This window comes from Mesorhizobium sp. LNJC405B00 (assembly GCF_000502615.1).
Taxonomy (GTDB): Bacteria; Pseudomonadota; Alphaproteobacteria; order Rhizobiales; family Rhizobiaceae; genus Mesorhizobium.
In genome coordinates, this window is sequence record NZ_AYWC01000006.1 from 101,260 (window position 1) to 120,975 (window position 19,716).

18 protein-coding genes are annotated in these 19,716 nt (G+C 62.8%); 6 read left to right on the forward strand and 12 right to left on the reverse strand.

The features are described from left to right. Positions 1–6 precede the first annotated feature (6 nt). Positions 7–723, reverse strand: a complete 717-nt coding sequence (locus X756_RS151940; RefSeq protein ID WP_023729839.1) for a DNA-3-methyladenine glycosylase I — start codon at positions 721–723, stop codon at positions 7–9. Between the two features lie 91 nt (positions 724–814). Here X756_RS151940 and X756_RS151935 point away from each other — a divergent pair, with 91 nt between their 5' ends. Both X756_RS151935 and X756_RS151930 read left to right on the forward strand, forming a co-directional pair. Then, positions 815–1,378 (forward strand): DUF1003 domain-containing protein, encoded by a 564-nt coding sequence (locus tag X756_RS151935; protein ID WP_023729840.1) that lies wholly within the window; start codon positions 815–817, stop codon positions 1,376–1,378. Beyond that, positions 1,375–1,983 carry a DedA family protein gene (locus X756_RS151930; protein ID WP_023729841.1) on the forward strand — a complete coding sequence of 203 codons (609 nt, stop codon included), beginning with the start codon at positions 1,375–1,377 and terminating at the stop codon, positions 1,981–1,983. The genes X756_RS151935 and X756_RS151930 overlap by 4 nt, the downstream gene beginning before the upstream one ends. Positions 1,984–2,243: 260 nt before the next feature. On the opposite strand, the gene X756_RS1000000170550 is transcribed toward X756_RS151930, so the two are convergent. The 3 genes from X756_RS1000000170550 to X756_RS151920 form a co-directional block, all read right to left on the reverse strand. Continuing rightward, a complete protein-coding gene (locus X756_RS1000000170550; protein WP_348529824.1) occupies positions 2,244–2,573 on the reverse strand; it encodes a hypothetical protein in 330 nt (109 codons plus the stop codon). 43 nt (positions 2,574–2,616) lie between these two features. Further along, on the reverse strand, positions 2,617–2,976 hold the full coding sequence (locus X756_RS151925) for a diacylglycerol kinase (RefSeq protein ID WP_023681553.1): 360 nt from the start codon (positions 2,974–2,976) through the stop codon (positions 2,617–2,619). A 75-nt stretch (positions 2,977–3,051) separates the two neighbouring features. After that, positions 3,052–3,471 (reverse strand): GFA family protein, encoded by a 420-nt coding sequence (locus tag X756_RS151920; RefSeq protein WP_023667555.1) that lies wholly within the window; start codon positions 3,469–3,471, stop codon positions 3,052–3,054. A 338-nt stretch (positions 3,472–3,809) separates the two neighbouring features. Between X756_RS151920 and X756_RS151915 the strand changes: the two genes are divergently transcribed. From X756_RS151915 to X756_RS151905, 3 genes are all read left to right on the forward strand, one after another. Beyond that, positions 3,810–4,880 carry a GGDEF domain-containing protein gene (locus X756_RS151915; protein ID WP_023681555.1) on the forward strand — a complete coding sequence of 357 codons (1,071 nt, stop codon included), beginning with the start codon at positions 3,810–3,812 and terminating at the stop codon, positions 4,878–4,880. Positions 4,881–4,985: 105 nt separating this feature from the next. Then, positions 4,986–5,381, forward strand: coding sequence for an MbcA/ParS/Xre antitoxin family protein (locus X756_RS151910; RefSeq protein ID WP_023667557.1), 396 nt, complete (start codon positions 4,986–4,988; stop codon positions 5,379–5,381). Next, positions 5,341–6,111, forward strand: coding sequence for an RES family NAD+ phosphorylase (locus X756_RS151905; protein WP_023729842.1), 771 nt, complete (start codon positions 5,341–5,343; stop codon positions 6,109–6,111). The genes X756_RS151910 and X756_RS151905 overlap by 41 nt, the downstream gene beginning before the upstream one ends. A 62-nt stretch (positions 6,112–6,173) precedes the next feature. On the opposite strand, the gene X756_RS151900 is transcribed toward X756_RS151905, so the two are convergent. The 5 genes from X756_RS151900 to X756_RS151885 all read right to left on the reverse strand — a co-directional run bounded on the left by X756_RS151900 (position 6,174) and on the right by X756_RS151885 (position 12,383). After that, on the reverse strand, positions 6,174–7,547 hold the full coding sequence (locus tag X756_RS151900) for a 3-deoxy-7-phosphoheptulonate synthase class II (RefSeq protein ID WP_023729843.1): 1,374 nt from the start codon (positions 7,545–7,547) through the stop codon (positions 6,174–6,176). 136 nt (positions 7,548–7,683) lie between these two features. Further along, positions 7,684–8,118, reverse strand: a complete 435-nt coding sequence (locus X756_RS0134275) for a DUF3995 domain-containing protein (protein WP_050589255.1) — start codon at positions 8,116–8,118, stop codon at positions 7,684–7,686. 1 nt (position 8,119) lies between these two features. Then, positions 8,120–8,452 carry a DUF962 domain-containing protein gene (locus tag X756_RS151895; RefSeq protein WP_023729845.1) on the reverse strand — a complete coding sequence of 111 codons (333 nt, stop codon included), beginning with the start codon at positions 8,450–8,452 and terminating at the stop codon, positions 8,120–8,122. Between the two features lie 135 nt (positions 8,453–8,587). After that, positions 8,588–12,085 (reverse strand): transcription-repair coupling factor, encoded by a 3,498-nt coding sequence (gene mfd / locus X756_RS151890; protein ID WP_023729846.1) that lies wholly within the window; start codon positions 12,083–12,085, stop codon positions 8,588–8,590. 10 nt (positions 12,086–12,095) lie between these two features. Continuing rightward, positions 12,096–12,383, reverse strand: coding sequence for a succinate dehydrogenase assembly factor 2 (locus tag X756_RS151885; RefSeq protein WP_023681561.1), 288 nt, complete (start codon positions 12,381–12,383; stop codon positions 12,096–12,098). A gap of 314 nt (positions 12,384–12,697) precedes the next feature. Between X756_RS151885 and recG the strand changes: the two genes are divergently transcribed. Continuing rightward, complete coding sequence (recG, locus tag X756_RS151880; RefSeq protein WP_023688323.1) at positions 12,698–14,806, forward strand: ATP-dependent DNA helicase RecG; 2,109 nt, start codon at positions 12,698–12,700, stop codon at positions 14,804–14,806. On the opposite strand, the gene X756_RS151875 is transcribed toward recG, so the two are convergent. From X756_RS151875 to glmU, 3 genes are all read right to left on the reverse strand, one after another. Beyond that, complete coding sequence (locus tag X756_RS151875) at positions 14,758–15,528, reverse strand: DUF502 domain-containing protein (RefSeq protein WP_031193123.1); 771 nt, start codon at positions 15,526–15,528, stop codon at positions 14,758–14,760. The genes recG and X756_RS151875 overlap by 49 nt on opposite strands. 92 nt (positions 15,529–15,620) lie before the next feature. Beyond that, positions 15,621–17,444: a glutamine--fructose-6-phosphate transaminase (isomerizing) gene (glmS, locus tag X756_RS151870; RefSeq protein ID WP_023729847.1), complete on the reverse strand. Its 1,824-nt coding sequence runs from the start codon at positions 17,442–17,444 to the stop codon at positions 15,621–15,623. Positions 17,445–17,639: 195 nt separating this feature from the next. Then, on the reverse strand, positions 17,640–19,013 hold the full coding sequence (gene glmU / locus X756_RS151865; RefSeq protein WP_023729848.1) for a bifunctional UDP-N-acetylglucosamine diphosphorylase/glucosamine-1-phosphate N-acetyltransferase GlmU: 1,374 nt from the start codon (positions 19,011–19,013) through the stop codon (positions 17,640–17,642). Positions 19,014–19,716: the final 703 nt, after the last annotated feature.

Sequence of the window (19,716 nt, forward strand, 5' to 3'; positions counted from 1 at the left end):
CGGTGATCAGTCGTCGCCCATATATTCGCGCAGCGATTGCGGCGAATGGTTCTTTCCGATCGACATCGCCAGAATGCGCGAAATGTGCCGGCGCGGCAGGCCGGTTTCCTTCGCCCATTTGTTGATCTGCGCCTGAATCTTGTCGAGATCCCTCTTCGACGTCGGACTTTCGGCGATGTCGAGGCCGCCGTCGCGCAGTGCCGCCCCCATATCGGCTGAGATGACAAATGCGTCCCAGCCCAGCCAGCGCAGGAAATACTGGCCGGTGTTGCCGCCAAGCCGGCTGCCATGCTTGCCGAGATACGCCATCAGCCCGACCTGGTCGTCGTCAGGCCACTCCGCGAGGAATTTGCCGAAACCGCCATGTTCCTTCGACACACGCTCAACGAAGGCGGCGTTGTCGCGGACGGATTTGATCTTCTGCGGGTTGCGCACAATGCGTTGATCAGCCGTCAGGTCGTGCCAGAAGTCATCAGGTTGAAACAACAGCCGTTTCGGCTCGAAATGGAGAAAGGCTTCCTCGAAGCCCGGCCATTTCTGTTCGATGACGCGCCAGACGAAGCCGGCGGCAAACACCCGCTCGGCCATCGTCGACAGGATGCGATCGTCCGTAATGTCGGCAACAGCAGCATTGTCAGACGCCGGCCCGAGCAGCGACGTCAGCACCGCGTCGCCGCCTTTGCGTTTTGCAGCACGGGCGCGAATCTTCGCGAAATCGGGCATCCTGCATCCTCGCGCCGCGCTTTTGACGAAACGCCATCTTCCTATATGCAAACAAGGCTGCCAAGCCGACGCTTTTCCTATGGAGACATCCATGCACAAGACCGTGCCAGAACTTGCCAACCGCTGGTTGAGGCGAACGCCTGAAACCCTCAGCGAGCTCGAGCGGCGGGTGTTGCAGAGCACTGTCGACCGCAAGCCCATCTCGCAGGATATCGACGACAGCCTCACCGGCCTTCAGGGCGCCGGCGACCGGATCGCCGATGCCATTGCCCGCATCGGCGGCTCGTGGACGTTCATCCTGTCCTTCATTGCTTTCCTGGTGCTGTGGATCGGCGCCAATTGGTGGCTGCTCGGGCGAGACTCGTTCGACCCCTACCCCTTCATCTTCCTCAACCTGGTGCTGTCGATGATCGCCGCCTTGCAGGCGCCGGTGATCATGATGTCGCAGAACCGCCAGGCCGCGCGCGACCGCATCGACGCCGCGCATGACTATGAGGTCAACCTCAAGGCCGAGATCGAGATCATGGCTCTGCATGAAAAGCTGGACGAACTGCGCCACAGCCAGATCATCGGCGTGCGCGAGGACATCGCGCGCCTGGCCGAACAGGTGAACCGCATAGACGAAAAACTGTCGGGCCGGCAAACCTCTCAATGACCGGGATCGTCCATCACCTCATCGAGCAATATGGGTTGATCGCGGTTTTCATGGGCTGTGTCGCCGAAGGCGAAAGTGCGGCCATCCTCGGCGGCTTCTTCGCCCATCAGCATGTCTTCATCCTCTGGAAGGCTTTCCTCACGGCCGCCATTGGCGCCTTCGTCGGCGACACGTTTTTCTTCATTCTCGGCCGCAGCTTTGCCGACCATCCCAGGGTGCTGAAACTGAAGGCGAGGCCCGGCTTCAACCACGCCTACCGTCTCGTCTCGTCCCATCCCAACATATTCGTCCTGTCCAACCGCTACATCTATGGCCTGCGCCTGGTCGGCGGCATCGCGGCCGGTTTCGCCAGCATTTCGGTAGCGCGCTTCGTTATCCTCAACGCGGTGTCGTCGCTGGTCTGGGCGGCTTTGTTCTGCGGCATCGGCTACGTCTTCGGCCTCGGCGCCGAGCAGATGATAGGCAAGGCACTGCTCCATCACGAACGGCTGCTGATCGCGCTTGCCATAGGTCTGGGTGTCGCCATCCTTGCCTGGCTCATCGCCCGCACCGTCGCCGGCAAGGAGCGCGCCAAGGACGCCCGCGACAGCGAAACCACATCGTAAGGTTCAGTCGTCGTCCTCCACCAGAGCCCGGTCGCCGCGATCGAGGATCAGCGGGATGATGAGATCTTCCTCGTCGGCCAGATGCCGCTTCAGCATGGCGATCAGCCGGCTGTTCTCGTCCGCATAGGCGTCGGCGGCGAAGCGCTGCCTGTCCTCGCTCTCCTCGAGCGTGCGGATGAAGGCGTTCGCCGTCTCGGCGTTGCGCTCCAGCCCCTCATGAATGGTGTGATGGTCGGCATCGAGGATTTCGAAGCCGCGCTTCAGGCGCGGCTCCGCCTTGGCGAAAGCCGGGAAATATTGGTAGTCCTCGACATTGTGTGGCCGTCGAGATTGCCGAGAAAGTGGTTCAGCCGCGGCGCGAACCAGCGCGCGAAATCCGGCGCCGTCAGCCTGCCTTCGCGATAGTCGCCAATGCCGTTGGTGAGCATGCCGCCCAGCTCTCGGAACATGTCGTGCCGCTGCAGCCACATGTTTGCCATGCCGTGGATGTTGGCGTGGCCCTGCCATGTCTCGCGCGGATATTTTTCCGCCAGCCAGCGCAGGTCTTCCGGCAGGCCGGCTCTTTCAAGCAGCAGAAAATTGGCTTCCACGACGTCAGTCTCCTTTGGTGACTAACATATGGGAGCGTTCAGATCAGATCGGTAGTCCCGTGATGCGCTCGATGAGGGCGATTCCCCAGACGCCGGCGACGATAATAACCGAAATCAGCACCGCCAGCGAGCCGCAGTCCTTGGCGAGCTGGATGTCGACGTTGAACTCGCGACTGAAGGCATCGCAGGCTGCCTCGATGCCGGTGTTCAGCACTTCGACCATGATGAGCAGCAGCACCGCGCCGATCAACAGCGCGTAGCCGCGCCACGAGACCGAGACGAACCAGCCGAGCGGCAGCGCCAGCACCAGCAGCATCAGTTCCTGCTGAAATGCCCTTTCGCTGGCGGCGAGCTTGCGAAAGGCTCGCACAGAATTGAAGTAAGCACCGATCAGCCGCTGCATGCCGCATCCCCTTCGAATCACCGGCAGGGGATATCGCAATGGCTGGATCAAGGGAATAAGGCAGCCGCCGCAAAATCACTCCTCCGCAACCTTGATCGTCGGCGTCGACTTCTCGAACTGCGGCAGTCCATCGTCGATCGTATAGTAATCGCCCTTGTCGCCGACAAAGATGTGGCATTGGCCTTCGAGCCCGGTCGGGTTGTCGAACGATCCGGCCAGAACAGAGACATAGGCATCCTGACCCGGCTTCCAGAACAGCACCGAGCCGCAGATCTTGCAAAAGCCGCGCTTGGCAAAGGAAGACGATTCGTACCAGCTGATGTTGTCGGCCCCGGTTATCGTGATGTCGCCGTCGGCGACGTTGGTCGCGGCGTAAAAATGCCCGCTCTGCTTGCGGCACTGCGAACAGTGGCAATAAATGACGCCGCGCAACGGCCCTCGCGTCTGGAAACGCACGGCTCCACACAGGCAAGATCCGCTGTGGTTGTTGCTCATCCCTACCTCCACCAGCCATCGTCCACGGCTTCGCCGCTGGCCGAGAGGATTTCAGTTTTGCCGCAGCCGGGCACCGGCAAATGCGACATGGGGTGGGCGTGTTCGGACCTGACCTCAGGATCTTTGCAAACCATTTCTGCAGCCTGCGGTAGAACGGACGCGTTACCTGGCGGCACATTAAGGAAACTTTAGCGCCGGCGCATCTATGGTCGTTGCCAAGCGAATGTCGCGATTGGGGACGTGTCTTTCGCAGGATGATCCGAAATACGGCTGGCACTCTCCGGTCGGCGGCATCTCGCACGGTCTGCGATGGTTCCCAGAGGCAGAGTGAACAGAACATGCAGCCGGCAGCCGTCCAGACCGACCGAAACAGCGACATTGCAACAGCCGTTGTGGCGACCATGCGTCAGCTCGGCGTGCTTGGCCTGCCGCGCAATTACGAAATCTTCTACGAAGCACTGAAAGGCACCAATCGCGAACTCGGCCTGGCCGTCGTCGCGCTCGGCAACCAGCCGACGCAGGACGATCTCGACCGCATCGGCCGCGCTTTCTTTGCCCAGCATCACGGTCCCGGCATTGTCGAGCAGGCGCGCGACGTGCTGGCCAGGGAACTCGAGGACATCGCCTTGCTGCTGCGCAGCGAACGTAGCCATATCGAGAAATACGGCAAGATCCTCGATGAGACATCGAGTGGCCTCGCCAACCGCAGCCTGCTTTCGCAGGATCTGCTGCAGAAGGTCGCCAGCGCCATGGCGGCGGCCACCAACTCGACCCTCGACCACGGCAAGCAGGTTGCAACCACGCTGAGCGACAAGACGGCGGAACTGGAGAGCGTCAAGTCGAAGCTTGAGGAGTACAAGCGGCTCGCCGACACCGACCCCTTGACCCATATCTGGAACCGCCGCGCCTTCGACAAGCAAATCACGGCGATTTACACCTCCAACAAGGGGATCCTGTTCAACGCCCTGATCCTTGCCGACATCGACCATTTCAAGGGTGTCAACGATCGCTACGGCCACCCGGTCGGCGACAAGATCATCCAGATCGTCGCTGAAATCTTCCAGACCAGCATCCGTGAAGACATGTTCGTTGCCCGCACCGGCGGGGAGGAATTCGCGCTGATCGTCGAGGGCGCCAGCGAGGATACCACTTACGAGATCGCCGAACGCATCCGCGTGCTGATCGAACAGACGCCGTTCACCAGCAGCCAGACCGGCGCCAATTACGGCACGGTGACCGTTTCCATGGGCATCTGCATGGCTTCCGAAGCGGAAAGCCCGGAGGATCTTTACACCAAGGCGGACCGGGCGCTCTACCGCTCCAAGGTTGGCGGGCGCAACCGCGTCACCCGGCACTCGACAATGGCCGGCCGCACGGGCAAGAACTGGCTGCTATACAAGAAAGACTGACACTTCGGCGTGCAGCCAATTCCCGGGCACAGGCAAATTTATCGGATCCCGCCTCTTTCCATATGAATTTCAGTGGACTATATTTTCCATGGAAAGAGAGAGGCCATGTCTGTTACACAACCCAATGCCGCCCCTGATCTCACCGCGACGGCGGCCGAAAACGCGGTTCTGACCAAGGCCACGCTGCGCGCCGCCGAACTCTTGGATATAACCGCCAGGGTGCTTGCGTCGATCATCGGCGTCTCGGAAGCCACGGTTTCACGCATGCGCAGGCAGGAATTCCTGCTGGAGCGCGGCACCAAGCCGTTCGAACTCGCGGTGCTGTTCGTGCGGCTGTTCCGTTCGCTCGATGCCATTGTCGGCGGTGACGAGACGATAGCCCGGGCATGGCTGAAGAACGCCAACACGGCTTTCGATGGCAGCCCGCTTGAAAAGATCCTCACCATTACCGGGCTTGTCGATGTCATTGCCTATCTGGACTCCCGACGCGCTCTCGTCTGAAGCCGTCCGGCTCGACGGCAAATACTGGCGCATGGTCGAGGCGCAGCACCGCGTCTCGACGCTGAAGATCGTCGACACGCTGGACGAACAGGCGCTGCTCGAGGATCTGATCGAGGAGACCAAGCCGCAAATCCCCATGGAATGCCGGCATCTCCACTACCTCCTGGCGACGCCCTTCCGCTACGGCTCGATCTATCCCTACGGCTCGCGCTTCCGCCGCGCCGGCCGCACTCTGGGGGTCTACTACGCGGCGGAGACGATCATGACGGCGGTCGCCGAAATGGCCTTCTACCGCCTGCTGTTCTTCGCCGATTCGCCCGAGACGCCATGGCCGCACGACGCCGCCGAATACACCGCCTTCGCCGCCGCGATCCGTACCGACAATGCCATCGACCTGACGCGGCCGCCGCTCGACCGCGACCGGGCCCATTGGACGCATCCGACCGGCTATGCCGCCAGCCAGGCGATTGCCGATGTCGCGCGTGAGGCTGGGCTGGAGGCGATCCGTTACCGTTCGGCGCGCGACCCGAAGGGCGTCAATGTGGCGCTGCTGACATGCCGCGGCTTTACCAAGGCCAAGCCGCTGGAGCCGCACACATGGCGCATCCGGCTGGGCTCCCTCGGCGTCCAGGCCATCTCAGAATTTCCGGAGAAGCGGATCGAGTTTTCCAGAACTGCCTTTGCCAACGATCCCCGGCTCAACGGATTGCGCTGGGAACGCGGGCGTTGATCTAAACGAAAAAGCGCCGGATTTCTCCGGCGCTTATCATTTCAGTTTCTGAAAACAGGCTCTCAGCCGTTCACGGCCTGCTTGTGCCGGATCGGATGGGTCTTCTTCAAGAGGTCGGACACCAGGAACGCCAGCTCGATCGCCTGGTCGGCGTTGAGGCGCGGGTCGCAATGGGTGTGGTAGCGATCCTGCAGTTCCTCTGCGGTGATGGCGCGGGCGCCGCCGGTGCATTCGGTGACGTTCTTGCCGGTCATCTCGACATGGATGCCGCCCGGGTGCGTGCCCTCAGCGCGATGCACTTCGAAGAAGGTCTGTACTTCCTTGAGGATGCGGTCGAATGGCCGCGTCTTGTAGCCGGCTGCCTCGATGGTGTTGCCGTGCATCGGGTCGGACGACCACACGACGCTGCGGCCTTCCTTCTGCACCGCGCGCACCAGCTTCGGCAGATGGTCGGCGACCTTGTCGGAGCCGAAGCGGGCGATCAGCGTCAGCCGGCCCGGCTCGTTCTCCGGATTGAGCAGGTCGATGAGCTCCAGCAGGCCGTCAGTCGTTAGCGACGGGCCGCATTTGAGGCCGAGCGGGTTCTTGATGCCGCGGCAATATTCGACATGCGCATGGTCGGGCTGTCGGGTGCGGTCGCCGATCCAGATCATGTGGCCCGACGTTGCGTACCAGTCGCCGGAGGTCGAATCGACGCGGGTCAGCGCCTCTTCATAGCCGAGCAGCAGCGCCTCGTGACTGGTGTAAAAGTCGGTCTCGCGCAGCGCGTAGTTGGTCTCCGAGGTGATGCCGACGGCCTTCATGAAGTCCATCGTCTCGGTGATGCGGTTGGCGAGCATGCCATACTTCTCGCCCTGCGGGCTGTCGGAGACGAAACCCAGCATCCAGCTATGCACGTTCTCTAGGCTGGCATAGCCGCCCTGGGCGAAGGCGCGCAACAGGTTGAGCGTCGCCGCCGACTGGCGGTAAGCCATCTCCTGGCGGGCCGGGTCGGGAATGCGCGACTTCGGGTCGAACTCGATGCCGTTGATGATGTCGCCACGGTAGCTCGGCAGCGTCACTTCGCCCTTGGTCTCATTGTCGGACGAGCGCGGCTTGGCGAACTGGCCGGCAACACGGCCGACCTTCACCACCGGCTGTGCGCCGGCAAAGGTCAGCACCACCGACATCTGCAGGAAGACGCGGAAGAAGTCGCGGATGTTGTCCGCGCCATGCTCGGCGAAACTCTCGGCGCAATCGCCGCCCTGCAGAAGGAATGCGTCACCGGCAGCGACAGCTGCAAGTTGCTTCTTCAGCTTGCGCGCCTCACCTGCAAAAACCAGCGGCGGAAAGGTGGCGAGCTGGGCTTCCGTGCTCTTCAGCGCGGCAAGGTCCGGATAGGCAGGAACCTGCTTGATCGGCTTCGCTCTCCAAGAATTCGGCGACCATTTCGTCATCGCTGCACCCAAACGCCTTTTCCAGCAGGCTTTTGCCCGCCATTCCCGCCCCACATGGGGATCGCGGCTCCATACACGAAGCCGATTTCCTATTCTAGACCGGAATTCAAGCGCTGGCGAATGGGTGGCTGGCAGTTCACTCTGCCGTCTGTGACAAAGCGAGATAGAAAAGGCCCAGCCCCAGCAGCAGACATGACGGACTGTAGAACCAGCTGTCGTAGCTGGCAAAACGCGTGGTCCTGACCCGCTTGAACAGCCCGAAATACCGGGACCAGCTCAACGCCCGCGCGCTGAAGATGATCGCCCACAAGATGATGCCGGCCTTCAGCAACGGTTGTGGCAGCGGCAGGCGGACCGCGCCGGTCAAGCCGAGAACCAGCAGCAGCACCACCGCCAGGATCACCCCCACCGCCATCGCCCCAAAGGCCATCTCCTTGATGGCGGGAGTGCCGTCCTCGCGCTGCGGCAGCGCGACGCCGGCGCCAAGGCGCCCACCGAAACCCCAATAGAGATGAAAGCCGGCCCCGAGCAGCAGAATGGCCGAACAGAGAGCGACAACCGCTGTCGCCATGCTATCGGGCGACCTCGTCCAATCGCCTGAGCTGGCGACCGAGCCCACCTGTCAGATCAAGTGCAAGCATGCGCAGCAAGGCGATGGCGCTCCATAACGGCCGATCCGCAAACGGCTTGTTGCTGTTGTGCTCAAGGAAAGGGTGAGTGAGAAAAGCCGCGACATAGAAGAACGGAATGATGACCAGGAAAGCCCACCAGACGACGAGAAAGGAGGCCGCGATCCCGGCGAGCGGCGCGAAAAACAGGCCGATATAGTGGACAAACCGAGTCGAAGGTTTTGAATGGCCGGCAAGATAACCGAGCCAGTATTCATCGAAGGTCTGCGGGTTCATGGATTTCCCCGTTCAGCGATGAGTTGCAGGATCCATCTGATCCCTTGGGTCAAACTGATCCCTTGGGCCAAAATACTTCAATGGCTCCAATCGTCGCAGACCCAGAAGCGATCTTTGCTAAGCGAAGTCCCACAACTAGGCGGCCTTCTCCACCAGCCGCGCCAGTTGCGTCATGACGACGGCCGAGCCCGCCAGGCGCTTCTCCGCCGTTGGCCAGTCGCGGATGAAGACCACGCTGTGGTCGGTCCTGATCTTGGCCAGCGAACCCTGCTCGCCGATGTATTTGACCAGCCCGACCGGGTTGGAGAACTCGCGCTTGCGGAAGTGGATGACGACGCCCTTGGGGCCGGCATCCAGCTTTTCGACATTGGCCCTGCGGCATAGCGCCTTGATGAAGACAATCTTCAAGAGATGCTTCACCTCTTCCGGCAGCGGGCCGAAGCGGTCGATCAGTTCGGTGCCGAAAGCGTCGATTTCCTCGGTGTTTTCGAGGTCACCGAGGCGGCGGTAGAGCGCCAGCCTGAGCTGCAGGTCCGGCACATAGCTCTCCGGGATCATGACAGCCGTGCCGACGGCGATCTGCGGCGACCAGCCGCCATCCTGAACCTCGCCGGAATCCTTCACCTCGGCCACCGCCTCTTCCAGCATCTGCTGGTAAAGCTCGAAGCCGACCTCCTTGATGTGTCCGGATTGTTCTTCGCCGAGTAGATTGCCGGCGCCCCTGATGTCGAGGTCGTGGCTGGCGAGCTGGAACCCGGCGCCAAGCGTGTCCAGCGACTGCAGCACCTTCAGCCGGCGCTCGGCCGTGTCGGTGAGCTTGCGGTTGGCCGGCAGCGTGAACAACGCATATGCCCGCACCTTGGAACGGCCGACGCGGCCGCGCAGCTGGTAGAGCTGCGACAGGCCGAACATATCGGCGCGATGGATGATCAGCGTGTTGGCGGTCGGAATGTCGAGCCCGGATTCGACGATGGTGGTCGACAACAGCACGTCGTACTGGCCGTCATAGAAGGCGTTCATGATGTCGTCGAGTTCGCCCGGCGGCATCTGGCCATGGGCCACCGCCACCTTCAGCTCGGGGACGGATTCGCGCAGGAAATCATGGATTTCGGCGAGATCGCTGATGCGCGGAACGACATAGAAGGAATGGCCGCCGCGGTAGCGTTCGCGCAGCAGCGTCTCGCGGATGACCAGCGGGTCGAAAGGCGAGATGAAGGTGCGCACCGCCATGCGGTCGACCGGCGGCGTGGCGATCAGCGACAGTTCGCGCACGCCGGTCAAGGCAAGCTGCAGCGTGCGCGGGATCGGCGTCGCCGACAGCGTCAGCACGTGGACGTCGGTCTTGAGGTCCTTCAGCCGCTCCTTGTGCTTGACTCCAAAATGCTGCTCCTCGTCGATGATCAGCAGGCCGAGATTCTTGAACGAGATCGCCGACCCGAGCAGTGCATGGGTGCCGATGACGATGTCGACCTGCCCCTCGGCGATGGCTTTCTTGGTTTCCGCCAGTTCCTTGGCGCCGACCAGCCGCGAGGCCTGGCCGACGCGGATCGGCAGGCCGGAGAAGCGCTGCGAAAAAGTCTTGAAATGCTGGCGCGACAACAGCGTCGTCGGCACCACGACCGCGACCTGGAACCCTTCCATCGCCGCGATGAAGGCGGCGCGCAACGCCACTTCGGTCTTGCCGAAGCCGACATCGCCGCAGATCAGCCGGTCCATCGGCTTGCCGGCGCCGAGATCGTCCACGACGGCATCGATCGCGCCCTGCTGGTCGTCGGTCTCCTCGTAGGGAAAGCGCGCCGAGAATTCGCCGTAAAGCCCTTCCGCCGGCATCATGGGCGGCGCGGTACGCATCTGGCGCTCGGCGGCAATGCGGATCAACTGTCCGGCCATGTCGAGCAGGCGCTTCTTCAGCCGCGCCTTGCGCGACTGCCAGGCGCCGCCGCCGAGCTTGTCCAGCGTCGCCTCGGCTGTGTCAGAGCCGTAGCGCGACAGAAGCTCGATGTTTTCCACCGGCAGGAACAGCCGGTCGTCGCCGGCATAGTGGATTTCCAGGCAATCATGCGGCGCGCCGACCGCCTCGATGGTGCGCAGGCCGATGAAACGGCCAATGCCGTGATCAGCATGGACGACGATGTCGCCCGCCGACAACGACGACGCCTCGGCAATGAAATCCGACGCGCGCTTCTTGCGCTTCGAGCGCCGGATCAGCCGGTCGCCCAGAATATCCTGTTCGGCGACGACGACCAGTTGTTCGGTCTCGAAGCCGGATTCCAGCGGCAGCACCGCAAGCGCCGCCTGGCCCGGCTCGAGTTTTTCCGCCTCGGCCAACGTCGCCACCGGCACCAGATTGCCGAGATGATGCTCGGCCAGGATCTGGCCGAGCCGATCGAGCGATCCTTCGGTCCAACCGGCGACGATGACCCGCCGGCGTGCCGCGCGCTCGTCGGCAATATGCTTCACCACGACGTCGAAGACGTTGGCGTTGGGGTCGGCACGTTCCTCGGCGAAGCTGCGGCCGTGGCGCGAACCGCCATGGAACACCTTTTTGGCCCCGACATCGGGCGCGTCGAAGGCGGTGAAGTCGATGGCTTCGCGCGGTCCGAGGGACGCTACGAGGTTTTCCGGTGAGAGATAGAGCAGGTCCGGCGCCACCGGCTTGTAGGGCACGGCGTCCTTCAAGGCGGCGTCGGCCTGTTTGCGGCGCGCTTCGTAGTGGTCGAGGATCAGCGTGTGACGCTCAGCCAGCGCTTCGTGCGCCAGATGGTCGAAGATGACAGGCGCATCCGGCAGATAATCAAACACTGTCTCCAGCCGCTCGTAGAACAGCGGCAGCCAGTGCTCCATGCCGGCAAAGCGCCGCCCTTCGCTCACCGCCGCATAAAGGCCGTCGTCGCGCTGCGGCGCGCCAAAGGCTTCGATATAGAAGCGGCGGAAGCGGCTGATGGTTTCGGGGGTCAGCGCCACTTCACTCATCGCCTGCAGCGCCATCGACTTGCGCTGGCCGGTGGTGCGCTGCGTGGCGGCGTCGAAGACGCGGATCGATTCCAGCGTGTCGCCGAAGAAATCGAGCCGCAGTGCTTCCGTCCAGCCGGGTGCGTAGAGGTCGAGGATGCCGCCGCGCACGGCGAATTCGCCGATACCGCGCACCGTCGGCACCCGCTCGAAGCCGGAAATCTCCAGCCGGGACACCAGCGCGTTCATGTCGATCTGGTTGCCGGGCTTTGCGTGGAAAGTCTGCGCTTCGACCAGATCGGCCGGCGGAATGCGCTGCAGCAGCGCATTGGCAGTGGTCAGGATGACCGCGCGATGCGGCTTTTTTGCCAGCGCGATCATCGCCGTCAGGGCGTCGAGCCGCTTGGCAGCGGCATCGGAGCCTGGCGAAACGCGGTCATAGGGCAGGCAATCCCAGGCCGGCAACTCCAGCACCGGCAGGCCGGGGGCGGCAAAGGTCAGCGCCTCGATGATCGACGGCAGGCGCTGGCCGTCGCGCGCCACGAACAGCACCGGTTTGTCAGGCGCAATCTCATGGATCGCCTGCACCAGCGCAAAGGCTTCGTAGCCATCGGCAACGCCGTCGACGATGAACTGGCCGGCACGGCCTTTCGGCAGACCGATTTTGGGAATGAGGCTCATGGTTGCACGTTTAAAATGTCATGGTCCGGCGCGATGCCAGGATCTTTTGCAGGACGGCACAGTCGATATTCCTGGGAACCGGGCGTTCGCCGGTGACCATGGGCAGGAATTCGGTGTCGGGAATGTCGAGCAGCCTTTCATATTGGTCGATTTCATCGCCGGTCAAGGCGCCGATCTCGTTGTCGGCAAACGTACCGAGGATAAGGTCCATCTCGCGCATCCCGCGATGCCAGGAGCGGAACAACAGCTTGCGGCGCCTGATATCCAGCCCCTCGCTTGATCGTTTCGTCCCGGTCATCGTGCCGCATCCTTGCTTGGTGCGGCGCATATAGCGTGGATAGAGGGCGGTGTCAGCCTTGCAACGCACGGGTGGGCGGCTAAACATCCCGGGTGTGAAGAACACTCCTGACAACGCTGGTGCCGGACACCGCCCGCACTTCACCCTCCCCCTTGTGGGGAGGGTCGGCGAGCACGCTTCGCAAAGCGAAGCGGGTGAGACGGGGTGGGGGTGCGGCGCTGACCTACCGACTTCCTCGAAAGTTAGACGCGCACCTACCCCCACCCCGCTCCGCTTCGCGGATCGACCCTCCCCACAGGGGGGAGGGTAAAGGCATGCGCCCCTCCCTCCTCGACCCTCTCTTCGTCCCCATCACTTCGCTTGCCGGCGTCGGCCCCAAGGTTGGCGCTCTGATCGAGAAGGTGGTGGCGGCCGATCTCGGCGAACGGCCGGCGCGCGCGGGCGACCTGTTGTTCGTGCTGCCGCACACCGTCATCGACCGTCGCAATCGTCCCGGCATCGCGCTTGCGCCGGCCGGCGCCATCGTCACGCTCGACGTGCGCATCGACCGCCACCAGCCGCCGCCGCGCGGCAACCGGTCGGTGCCTTACCGCGTCTATGCCCATGACGACACCGGCGAGATCGGCCTGATCTTCTTCCACGCCCATGCCGCCTATCTCGAAAAGGCGATGCCGGTGGGCGAGCATGTCGTCGTCTCCGGCCGCATGGAGTGGTTCAACGGCCGCCCGACCATGGTCCATCCCGACCATATCGCCCTGGTGAGCGAGGCGGAAACACTGCCGCTGGTCGAACCGGTCTATCCGCTGACCGCCGGCCTGTCGGGCAAGGTGCTGCGCCGCGCCATCGGCCAGGCGCTCGGCCGGCTGCCGGAATTGCCGGAATGGCAGGACGGCGCCTTCATGCGCAAGCAGACTTTCCCCGCCTTCGCCGACGCGCTCGCCCGCATCCACTATCCCGCGGACCCGATCGATGTCGCCATCGAGGGGGTGGCATGGCGCCGCCTTGCCTATGACGAGCTTCTCGCCGGCCAGGTCTCGCTGGCATTGGTGCGGGCAAAAGTGCGCCGGCTGTCGGGCCGGCCGCTCATCGGCGACGGTCGCATCGTCGAGAAACTGCGCGCAGCCCTGCCGTATTCATTGACCGGCAGCCAGGAATTCGCGCTTGCCGAAATCAATGCCGATCTGGCCGACCCCGAGCGCATGCTGCGCCTGCTGCAAGGCGATGTCGGCTCCGGCAAGACGGTAGTGGCGCTGCTGGCCATGGGGCGCGCAGTCGAGGCCGGCGGCCAGGCGGCCTTGATGGCGCCGACCGAAATCCTGGCGCGCCAGCATCTGGCTACAATCACGCCGCTGGCCGAACAGGCCGGCCTGCGCGTCGCTATCCTGACCGGCCGCGAAAAGGGCCGCGAACGCACTGAAACGCTATCAGGTCTCGCCAGCGGCGAGATCGACATCGTCGTCGGCACCCATGCGCTGTTCCAGGAAACGGTGACCTATCACGACCTCGTCTTTGCCGTGGTCGACGAGCAACACCGCTTCGGCGTCCACCAGCGGCTTGCCATCACCGCCAAGGGCGACGCCCCCGACATGCTGGTGATGACGGCGACGCCGATCCCGCGCACTCTGGTGCTGACCGCCTTCGGCGACATGGACGTCTCCAAGCTGACGGAAAAACCGATCGGCCGCCAGCCGATCCGCACCGTCACGCTGCCACTGGAACGGCTGGACGAGTTGGTCGGTCGCATGCTGGACGCGGTTGCCGACGGCCAGAAGATCTACTGGATCTGCCCGCTGGTCGAGGAATCCGAAGAGATCAAGCTGATGTCGGCCGAGGACCGTTTTGCCTCGCTGCAGCCCTTGTTCGGCGATCGCATCGGCCTCGTCCATGGCCGCATGAAGGGCGCCGAAAAGGACGAGGCGATGCGCGCCTTCAAGGCCGGCGAAACCCGCATCCTGATCGCCACCACCGTTATCGAGGTCGGCGTCGACGTGCCGGACGCCACGATCATGGTCATCGAGCATGCCGAGCGTTTTGGCCTGGCGCAACTGCACCAGTTGCGCGGCCGCGTCGGGCGCGGCGACAAGCCTTCTTCCTGCGTGCTGCTTTACAAGGACCCGCTCGGCGAGACGGCAAAGCGCCGGCTGTCGGTGATGCGCGAGACCGAGGACGGTTTCCTGATCGCCGAAGAGGATCTGAAGCTGCGCGGCGAAGGCGAATTGCTCGGCACCCGCCAGTCCGGCACGCCGGGCTTCCAGGTGGCGCGCATCGAGGTGCACGCCGACTTGCTCGAAGCAGCCCGCGACGATGCAAGGCTGATCCTGTCGCGCGACCCGGAACTACAGTCTGAGCGCGGCGAGGCGCTGCGCCTGCTGCTCTATTTGTTCGGCCGCGACGAGGCCGTACGGCTCTTGCGCGCCGGCTGAGCGCCCTCGGCGATCAGCCCGCCAAGCGGCGGGTTGGCGAGATCTCCGTCGATCGGCTGGCCGTTCATAGTCACCATTTTCGGCTTGACTTCGGGCGCCACCAGCCCGGCCGAGACGATCAGCCTGGCGCCGTCCTCGATCGTCATGTCGAGCAGCACGATGTCGGATTTCGGCACGTACATCAGGAAACCGGTGGTAGGGTTCGGCGTGCACGGCATGAACACGGCGATCATCGGGTCGCCTGCATGGTCGAGCTTCTGGTTGATCTCGGTTTCCTTCTCGCTGGCGACGAAGACCAGCGACCAGACGCCTTTTCGCGGATATTCGACCAGCCCGACCTGGCGGAACATATCGCCCTTGTTCGACAGCACCGTCTGGAATATCTGCTTCAGCGAACCGTAGATGCCGCGCACCAGCGGCATACGGCCAAGCAGCCGTTCGCCGAAATTGACGATCGCGCGGCCGACGATGTTGGCGGTCATGAAGCCGATCAGCGTGATCAGCACGAGCGCCACGATCAGGCCGAAGCCGGGCACCGGAAACGGCAAATAGGTGTCGGGGCTGTAGCGCGCCGGAATGTACGGCTTCACCCAGGAATCGACCCAGCCGACGAACGACCAGGCGATATAGGCGGTGATCGCCAGCGGCGCGCAGACGATAAAGCCTGTGAGGAAATAGTTCCTCAGCCGGGTCATGCCGGAAGTTCTGGGAGCATCAGACATGGTTCACCGGGGACGCGGGTTGCAGGGCCACACTAGTGAAGCGAACGGCGCTTTGGAACCGCGAAGTTTTTAAGACCGCCGATGAGCGCCGACTACTCCACGGTCACCGATTTCGCTAGATTGCGCGGCTGGTCGACGTCTGTCCCCATAAAGACGGCGGCGTAGTAGGCCAGCATCTGGATCGGCAGCGCATAGATAATCGGCGAGATGATTTCCGGCACGTCGGGCAGGATGATCGTCTCCATCGTCTTGACGCTGACCTGCGCCGCGCCCTTGGCGTCGGTGATCAGGATGATCTTGCCGCCGCGCGCCGCCACTTCCTGCATGTTCGACACGGTCTTTTCGAAGATACGGTCATGCGGCGCGATGACGATGACCGGCATGTTCTCGTCGATCAGCGCGATAGGCCCATGCTTCAGCTCGCCCGCGGCGTAGCCCTCGGCGTGGATGTAGGAGATTTCCTTGAGTTTCAGTGCGCCTTCCATGGCCAGCGGGAAATTGGTGTCGCGGCCGAGATAGAGCACGTCCTTGTAGCGCGAGATTTCGCGCGCGATGCGCTCGATCTGCTCCTCGAGCTTGAGCACCTGGTTGGCGTAGCGAGGCGCCTCCGAAAGAGCGCGTACCAGCGTCTTTTCCTCGTCCTTCGAGATCGTGCCGCGGGCCACGCCGGCGCGCACCGCCAGCGAGGCCAGCACCGAAAGCTGGCAGGTGAAAGCCTTGGTCGAGGCTACACCGATCTCCGGGCCGGCCAAGGTCGGCAGCACGACATCGGATTCGCGCGCCATGGTCGATTCGCGCACATTGACGATGGCGCCGATCTTCATGCCCGCCTTGCGGCAATAGCGCAGCGAGGCCAGCGTGTCGGCGGTTTCGCCGGACTGCGAAATGAAGAAGGCCGCGTCATCAGCCGACAGCGGCATTTCGCGGTAGCGGAACTCCGAGGCGACATCGATGTCGACCGGCAGCCGCGCATAGCGCTCGAACCAGTATTTGCTGATCAACCCCGCGAGATAGGCGGTGCCGCAGGCCGAGATCGCCAGCCGGCCGATCTTGGCGAAGTCGAACGGCAGCTCCAGCGGCTTCGACACGCCGGAGACGAAATCGACATAATGCGCCAGCGTGTGCGAGATCACTTCCGGCTGTTCATGGATTTCCTTTTCCATGAAATGGCGGCGGTTGCCCTTGTCGACCATGAAGCTGGTCGACAGCGATTGCTGGCGCTTGCGGGCAACCTCTTTGCCGTCGATGTCGAAGATGGTGACGCCATCGCGGCGCACCACCGCCCAGTCGCCGTCTTCGAGATAGGTGATGGAATTGGTGAACGGCGCCAGCGCGATGGCGTCGGAGCCCAGAAACATCTCGCCATCGCCATGGCCGACGGCCAGCGGCGGGCCATTGCGGGCGCCGACGATGAGGTCCTCGTCGCCGGTGAACATGATGGCCAGAGCAAAGGCGCCTTCCAGCCGCTTCAGCGCCTGATGCGCCGCCTCGATCGGCTTCAACCCCTTGGCGAGTTCGCGCGCCACCAGGTGCGCCACGACCTCGGTGTCGGTCTGTGACGAGAAGGAATAGCCGTCGCGGATCAGTTCGTCGCGCAGTTCGGCGAAATTCTCGATGATGCCGTTGTGGACGATGGCGACGCCGTCGGAAAAATGTGGATGGGCGTTGGTCTCGTTGGGCACGCCATGCGTGGCCCAGCGCGTGTGGCCGATGCCGATCGTGCCATTGAGCGGCTCGTCCTTCAGCCGGCGTTCGAGGTTGATCAGCTTGCCTTCGGCGCGGCGGCGGCCAAGCCGGCCATGCTCGACCGTGGCGACACCGGCCGAGTCATAGCCGCGATATTCCAGCCGCTTCAGCGCATCGACGATCAGCGGCGCGACCTGGCTCTGGCCGACAATTCCGACGATACCGCACATATGCCTGCCCCCAATTCCCGCTGGAAAACCAGTCCCGATGGAAAACCAGCGCTATCTAGGGATTGCCGGCCCGCCGCGAAAGTCACTTTGCGTTTCGTCTGCTGTAACGGAACGCTTCTCAACCCGATGCACTATGACACACCGCTCTTGCAATCCGGTTACCGCAATTCCTCGGTTGTTCAATTGCTTCGGCGGTTAATGGTCGGTGCCGGCCTTTTTATTCGCCGCTGCGGCAGACGCGAAGCGCTCGCGCAATTCCTTGCCCTTGCCGGGAATGGTCTTCTGGCGGGCGCGGCCGAAGGCCAGCGCATCGTCCGGCACGCTTTCGGTTATGACGCTACCCGAGGCGATGTAGCCGCCCTTGCCGATCGTAACCGGCGCCACCAGCGACGAGTTCGAACCGATGAAGGCGCCCTCGCCGATGTCGGTGAAAAACTTCGAGTAGCCGTCATAGTTGCAGGTAATGGTGCCGGCGCCGATATTGGCCCCAGCGCCCACACGGGCATCGCCGATATAGGTCAGATGATTGACCTTGGCGCCCTCCTCGATGACCGCCTGCTTGACCTCGCAGAAATTGCCGACCTTGGCCTTGTTGCGAAGATCGGCACCCGGCCGCAGCCGCGCGAACGGCCCGACATCGCAGTTGGAGGCAATGGTGGCGCCTTCGATGTGGCTGAAAGCGTGGATCTTGGCGCCGGTTGCAATTTTCACGCCCGGTCCGAACCAGACATTGGGCTCGACGATCGTATCGGCGCCGATTTCGGTGTCATGCGAGAAATACACGGTTTCCGGCGCGATCAGCGTTACGCCTGACAGCATGGCCTCGTAGCGCCGGCGCACCTGCCAGATGCCTTCGGCCTGCGCCAGTTCGGCTCGGTTGTTGATGCCGAGCGCACTCTCGAAGCTGGTTTCGGTGGCAACGACATCGAGCCCTTTCGCACTGGCGATCTCGACGATGTCGGTGAGATAGAACTCGCCCTTGGCGTTCTTGTTGCCAACCTGGTCGAGCAGGTCGAGCGCATGCTTGCCCGCCACCGCCATCATGCCGGCATTACAGAAGCCGATCTTCTTTTCCTCGGCGGAGCAGTCCTTCTCCTCGCGGATGGCGGTGAGCTTGCCGCCCTTTTCGATCAGCCGGCCATAGCCGGTCGGGCTGGGCGGGCGGAAGCCGATCACCACAACAGCCGCGCCATCGGCAAGCTTTCGCCGCGCGGTCACCAGGGCTTCAGCATCGATCAGCGGCGTATCGCCGAACATCACGAGAATATCATCATAACCCTTTGATATCGCATCGCGCGCAGCCCGCACGGCATGCGCAGTGCCGAGCCGCTTCTCCTGCACGAAGGTCTCGGCCTTGGGCGCGAATTTCGCCGCCGCCTTGCGCATATCATCGGCGCCATGGCCGATCACCAGCGCCTGGCTGCGGGCGCCGGCGGCCTCGGCCGCTTTCACCACATGGGCGACCATCGGCAGTCCGGCGATCTGGTGCAGCACCTTCGGCATCGCGCTCTTCATGCGCGTGCCTTCACCGGCGGCGAGGATAACGGACAGGCAGGATCTGGTTTGCATGTTGGGAGTTTCCGAGGACCGAGATTCGTTGCAGTCTTAGCACCGGAGGCATCGCGGTCCAATGCGGCTGAATTTCGGTAGAAACCTAACAAAGACCCTTGGCGGTCGTCAGGTAAGTATGGTCATCCGCAGGAGACAGAAAGTGCTTTGGGGATGAATACCCAGATTTCGTTCCCGCGAGCTGTCAGTTGGGCCTTTCGGTCCGATTTCGACAAACGGCGGCGATTTGAGTTGGAGAATTCGCCTGCTTTGACGAGATTGTAGAGCGAATATGCAAGGAAGCCGCTTCAAGAAAGATAGATGCGTCTGTAAGGCCCGGGAACCGAGCCGAATTATTCGGGTGTCATCGCGCTGGGTTTTGTTTGCGGGTTAAGCCAACGACCTTTGACATTTTCTTTAATAGCCCCACGGGTTTGCGAGCTCAGTATCTAGTTCATCCTGATCTTGGACAGGCGGCAAACTGCGTGTTGATCGCGGCTCTCAGATTGCAGTTGCTTGATGCCTATAAGAAGGAATCGCTACCGATTGCGCATAAAAATTGGTCAATCGACAACTCCATCGACGCAACATCGGCAAGGATATGGCGATACGAGTTGGTCTCTACCGCACCCAAACACGATCTTAACATCCCAGGGTGGGACGGACATGGATCGTCCGCCCCAATGGGAGAATGCTTAGTTGTAAATGGTGCGTGGATCGACTC

Bases quoted from the DNA above. Each gene is read 5' to 3' on its own strand.
- X756_RS151885 (WP_023681561.1), bottom strand. From the start codon at position 12,383: ATGACCGGGACGAAACGATCAAGCGAGGGGCTGGATATCAGGCGCCGC.
- X756_RS151905 (WP_023729842.1), top strand. From the start codon at position 5,341: ATGTCATTGCCTATCTGGACTCCCGACGCGCTCTCGTCTGAAGCCGTC.
- X756_RS151930 (WP_023729841.1), top strand. From the start codon at position 1,375: ATGACCGGGATCGTCCATCACCTCATCGAGCAATATGGGTTGATCGCG.
- X756_RS151895 (WP_023729845.1), bottom strand. From the start codon at position 8,452: ATGAACCCGCAGACCTTCGATGAATACTGGCTCGGTTATCTTGCCGGC.
- X756_RS151925 (WP_023681553.1), bottom strand. From the start codon at position 2,976: ATGCAGCGGCTGATCGGTGCTTACTTCAATTCTGTGCGAGCCTTTCGC.
- glmS (WP_023729847.1), bottom strand. From the start codon at position 17,444: ATGTGCGGTATCGTCGGAATTGTCGGCCAGAGCCAGGTCGCGCCGCTG.
- X756_RS151935 (WP_023729840.1), top strand. From the start codon at position 815: ATGCACAAGACCGTGCCAGAACTTGCCAACCGCTGGTTGAGGCGAACG.
- X756_RS151920 (WP_023667555.1), bottom strand. From the start codon at position 3,471: ATGAGCAACAACCACAGCGGATCTTGCCTGTGTGGAGCCGTGCGTTTC.
- X756_RS151910 (WP_023667557.1), top strand. From the start codon at position 4,986: ATGTCTGTTACACAACCCAATGCCGCCCCTGATCTCACCGCGACGGCG.
- X756_RS151915 (WP_023681555.1), top strand. From the start codon at position 3,810: ATGCAGCCGGCAGCCGTCCAGACCGACCGAAACAGCGACATTGCAACA.
- X756_RS151875 (WP_031193123.1), bottom strand. From the start codon at position 15,528: ATGTCTGATGCTCCCAGAACTTCCGGCATGACCCGGCTGAGGAACTAT.
- X756_RS0134275 (WP_050589255.1), bottom strand. From the start codon at position 8,118: ATGGCGACAGCGGTTGTCGCTCTCTGTTCGGCCATTCTGCTGCTCGGG.
- glmU (WP_023729848.1), bottom strand. From the start codon at position 19,013: ATGCAAACCAGATCCTGCCTGTCCGTTATCCTCGCCGCCGGTGAAGGC.
- mfd (WP_023729846.1), bottom strand. From the start codon at position 12,085: ATGAGCCTCATTCCCAAAATCGGTCTGCCGAAAGGCCGTGCCGGCCAG.
- X756_RS151940 (WP_023729839.1), bottom strand. From the start codon at position 723: ATGCCCGATTTCGCGAAGATTCGCGCCCGTGCTGCAAAACGCAAAGGC.
- recG (WP_023688323.1), top strand. From the start codon at position 12,698: ATGCGCCCCTCCCTCCTCGACCCTCTCTTCGTCCCCATCACTTCGCTT.
- X756_RS151900 (WP_023729843.1), bottom strand. From the start codon at position 7,547: ATGACGAAATGGTCGCCGAATTCTTGGAGAGCGAAGCCGATCAAGCAG.